The 231-nt window shown below is 65.8% G+C and carries 1 pseudogene; it reads left to right on the top strand.

The window, feature by feature from the left end:
• Positions 1 to 231: pseudogene (locus CJZ82_RS17575) on the top strand (hypothetical protein); the annotation flags it as partial.

Here is a 231-nt window from a genome sequence, read left to right as displayed (position 1 = left end):
CTCCCTGAAGCGGATCGAAGGTCAGGAGGATCCTCCGCCTCCGCCCACAGGTCCTGGCGAGGGATTCGGTGCCCCCAAGGAGGGAAGGAAGAGGGCCCTTACCGAGCCCGAAGGGTGAGCGTGGCGGAGCCACTAGGGTGACTTTCGCGGCATCAAGCTCAGCAACGAGACCCACCGCTCCAGCACGGATCCGGACGCCCTGCTGGCCCGGAAATCCAAAGCCCATCCAGC

The sequence above is a fragment of the Synechococcus sp. 1G10 genome, assembly GCF_002252625.1.
Taxonomy (GTDB): Bacteria; Cyanobacteriota; Cyanobacteriia; order PCC-6307; family Cyanobiaceae; genus Regnicoccus_A.
Note: the sequence above shows the minus strand (reverse complement) of the source record. Positions and strands in the feature narration are given on the sequence as shown.